Below are 3,601 nucleotides of genomic sequence, written 5' to 3'. Positions count from 1 at the left end.
GTTGACGGCACCGTTGATGGCATACGTAGCCTCGCGCACGTCCTCGCGCGCGTGTTCCGGCACACGGTTCTGCCATTGCCACACCGCGATGCGACCTGCGTGTTCCGGCTCCGATGCCAACTCGGGCTGGTTGACCAGATCCAGATCCAGCGCACTGCCGGCGCGCTCGTAGCTTTCCTTGCCGGTCAGCGGCAGATAACCGCGCCCGTGGTACTTGAGCGCATCTCCGGGCGCGTCATTGCCCATCCGGCCGCCATACATCAGCTCAGCCAGATCATCCGGACGCCCTCGCAGGGCTTCCTGGCGCGCGGACTCCAGCGCCTCGGTGCCATTGCGCCACGCCGCTTCGACCGGGATCTGCGAGATGCCCCGGGTATAGTTGAAACTCTCGTTGAGCCGGCTCAGGCCGCGCGACTCGTGCCCTGCCTGGGCCATGAAATTGGCCAGTTCAAGGGGGGAGTCGATGCCGGCTTTCGTCGCCTGCCGCAGCAGTTGCGACTCTCTATCGGTCGACACAGTGCAACTCCTGGATGTTCATCAGCGCGGATTCCTTTCCGCCGGTTGGAGCTTGGCTCATGGAAGCGACACCTCGGCGACACTGGACGGATCGAAGTCCTCGAACCGCACCCTGCCCAGTTCCGCCACCGAGAAATCCCGGATGTTGGTCGCCTCGGTCTCGATATCCACGACCTTGCGTCTCACCCCATCCACCCAGCACGCCTTGTCCGCCGATGCGTAACGGAACCGGTACGTGCTGCTCCAGCGCTCGCGGCTGCCGCCGTTGGTGATCACGCTGAAGGTGTCTTCCTCAACCATTGCATACGCAAAAGGGTCGCCAGCCAGGCCACCGCGGGTGGAACATGGCACCAGCTTGTCGTTGCGCGCGGCCAGCTGCCAGCGCCCGCGCCCGTCACCGCGCAGCAACAGCAGCACCCGGTTTGGTCCGTGCTGGCCGGGCACCAGCCCTTCCGGCGTCGGCTGGTCGATGACCAGCAGCTGGTACTCGATGCCATCGCCGTTGAGCTCGCCCCTGACGGCTTCCAGCAGGTTCGCACCGGACGGAACGAATGCCAAGGCATCGTCCATGTGTGCGCCAAACCTGTCGTCCATCCCCTCCCACTCCTTCAATGTCGTCTTGCCGATGCCCGCCTCCCTGGCCGGTCGGAACGCGGTGTCCCGGCTCGCCCGCGCCTGCGCAGATGCGGATCATAGCCCCGCGCACGGCGTGGCCGCGATAGTGGCAAGCGTCACCCGTCGGACGGGCGGACAGAGTCCTCATTGGACGGAAAAGCTCCTGCGTTCGGTGGCACTGGCGCGTCATTTTTATGACGCGCGGGGAGCTTACCGCGAGGAGCTTTGCCGCGTCGAAGGTCGGGAGAAGCGAAAAGCGGAATTGATCACATAAAAACTGGGCTTAACGTGAATGGTGCCCTACCTGATGAACAGATCCGCCGTGCAGGCCGTGTTGGAGATCCTGCATTGATCCTGTGGCATCTGCCTCCATGCGGCCTTCGCGCTGCATTGCTGCATCGCGACAATGACCGCACCCTGTTCGGACATGGCTGCGACGACGCTCGTGGTTTCAGTCCCCAGCCCCGCGTGGGCGACCGCCACGCACTGCGCCTGGAACAGGGTCGCCAACGTGCATTCGCCCTTGCCGAATTCCCTGCACTCCTTCATGGACGCGCGCTTGGCCTTGCCCCGCGAACGCATCGAATTGCTGATGAACGTGTCGCCGCGAGCATCCATCGCCACGCCGCGCACGGTCTGCGCCCAGTTGGGGCGATTGTTGTACGGCGAACCTGTACTGCTCACGGGGATGGGCGCGCAACCCTGTACACCTTGGCCACCTATCGGATACATGCCCGCGGGGCAATTGCCTTCAGCCAATGCACTGAACGGCAGCAGGCCTGCCATCAGCAGGCACAGGAGGAAAGCATGGTGGATACGTTTCATGGTGACACCCATTGCTTTGCTGCCCAGTTCGAGGGGTGGTACGACCTGAGCAGACGATCGCTATCCACACATGCCACCCGGATCGGGAAGGCGTTGCAGAGGCCCAAGCCCGCCGAGTGCCTGATCATTGGAGAGCTCGGCGATCGCAAGCGGAACGCACGGCAAGGGCTATGTTCTCGAAGTGACACTGAAGACTCAAGGTCAATCGCGTCAAAATGTGCATCAGCGCAGGCTTGATCGGATTAAATCACTCAATTGACAGGCGACCTGATCACAACACACTACGGACAATCAGATAGACGCCTTTCCCGCCAATATCAACTACACGTCGGCAGCGCCAAGCCTGCTCTTGTCGTGAGGAGTCAACACGTTCTGGAGCACTGCTGGTTGCGGGCGTTGTCGCTACAACGCCTCATAGACCGGCTCAGAACCCGCTGAGTAGGCGATCTTGCATTGCGTCCCTGCAGGATCGATGCAGATCTTCTGCGCCTGCACGATGGCTTCCTTCATGTCGTGCCCGCTCGCAGCGCCACTACGCGCGCCATTGCTTTTGTTGTGAGGAACCACCCAGGCTGCGCACTGGTTTCTGTATGCGATGAGTATTCTGCAATCGCGAGCAGCGTGCATGCCGCATCCCTCCAGAGCAACACGCTCCGCGTCCTCTTTCGTCGCCTTCCCTGTCGCAACACCTGCTTCAGACGTACTCGGCGAGGAAGCAATGGCGCCCCACGTCTTTATGCCACTGCGCAGCGGGTTCCGGCTCACGGGCGGCTCCCCCGGCCCCGGGAATCGGAGCACATCCGCCGACTCCTTGATCGCCGATGGGGTACTGGCCGGCTGGGCATCGGCCCTCGGCATTCGCATTACCGGTAACGACGAGAACGGCAAACGCCAGCGTCAAGGCCAAAGAAATTGCAGTACCGCTCAAAGGCGTGAAGTCGGCCATTGCCAAGACTCTCCCAACATCGCTTTTGATCACCCTTTAACCTGATGCTCCGCGCCCGCAATTCTTCTTGAAGCCCTCCGCAGTACTTCGAGCGAATTTCAAAGAACCGGAGGCAGCAAAATTCGCCCGTTCAGCCCTCCTGAAAGAAAGGCTTGGTGCAGTCCGAGTGGAAAACAGAGCATTCCTGACTTCCCAAGCCCTTGCAATCCTTCACTGCCCGCTCCTGCGCCTGTTCTTTCGTGGCGCCGGTGTTGAACCTCATACCATTCTCCGGTCGTGCAGCCCGGACAACCGCATAGCACTGGTTGTAGTAGGTAAAAACGACTGTGCAGTCCGTAGCTCCGCCTTGCCGGCATCGCTCGACGGCTTGGCGCTCTGCCGAAGCCTTAGCCTGATGCCCAGTAGCTGAACCTGCATCTCCACTAGGGGAGCTGGCGACAGCACCCCATGTCTTGACCCAATGCCCGGGATTCTCCTCAGGGGCGCTTTGTCCTGCGCCTGGTATGGGAGCGCAACCACCAACGCCTTGGTCGCCAATCGGGTACTGACCAGGAGGGCAGCGCCCTTCAGCGAACGCCGAACTTATGTGTACAGAGCCCAGCAGGACCAAGGATAGACACAGATGCTYCAAGGAGGCGGTTAGGTTCATCAGCTGAATCTCTAGTTTCCATGATTCGGATTTGCCGCACCGCGCTGACC

General features: G+C 61.5%; 5 protein-coding genes. All 5 read right to left on the bottom strand.

All coding sequences use genetic code 11. From position 1 onward, the window contains the following. The coding region (locus AC1VAN_RS15205) for a glycoside hydrolase family 19 protein (protein WP_480986112.1) at positions 1-516 on the bottom strand (516 nt) is incomplete at its 3' end. Positions 517-573: 57 nt separating this feature from the next. After that, on the bottom strand, positions 574-1,110 hold the full coding sequence (locus AC1VAN_RS15200) for a hypothetical protein (RefSeq protein ID WP_032952144.1): 537 nt from the start codon (positions 1,108-1,110) through the stop codon (positions 574-576). A 321-nt stretch (positions 1,111-1,431) separates the two neighbouring features. Continuing rightward, complete coding sequence (locus AC1VAN_RS15195; RefSeq protein ID WP_282280517.1) at positions 1,432-1,956, bottom strand: DUF4189 domain-containing protein; 525 nt, start codon at positions 1,954-1,956, stop codon at positions 1,432-1,434. Between the two features lie 402 nt (positions 1,957-2,358). Further along, positions 2,359-2,721, bottom strand: coding sequence for a DUF4189 domain-containing protein (locus AC1VAN_RS15190; protein ID WP_161763238.1), 363 nt, complete (start codon positions 2,719-2,721; stop codon positions 2,359-2,361). 311 nt (positions 2,722-3,032) lie between these two features. Next, positions 3,033-3,551: a DUF4189 domain-containing protein gene (locus AC1VAN_RS15185; RefSeq protein WP_480986113.1), complete on the bottom strand. Its 519-nt coding sequence runs from the start codon at positions 3,549-3,551 to the stop codon at positions 3,033-3,035. Between the last annotated feature and the right edge of the window lie 50 nt (positions 3,552-3,601).

The sequence above is a fragment of the Stenotrophomonas sp. 05L44_2 genome, from assembly GCF_056665995.1.
The sequence above is the reverse complement of the archived record's forward strand: the minus strand, read 5'-3'. Positions and strand labels throughout refer to the sequence as shown.

Coding starts and splice junctions, on each gene's coding strand:
- AC1VAN_RS15200 (WP_032952144.1), bottom strand. CDS start 1,110: ATGGACGACAGGTTTGGCGCACACATGGACGATGCCTTGGCATTCGTT.
- AC1VAN_RS15195 (WP_282280517.1), bottom strand. CDS start 1,956: ATGAAACGTATCCACCATGCTTTCCTCCTGTGCCTGCTGATGGCAGGC.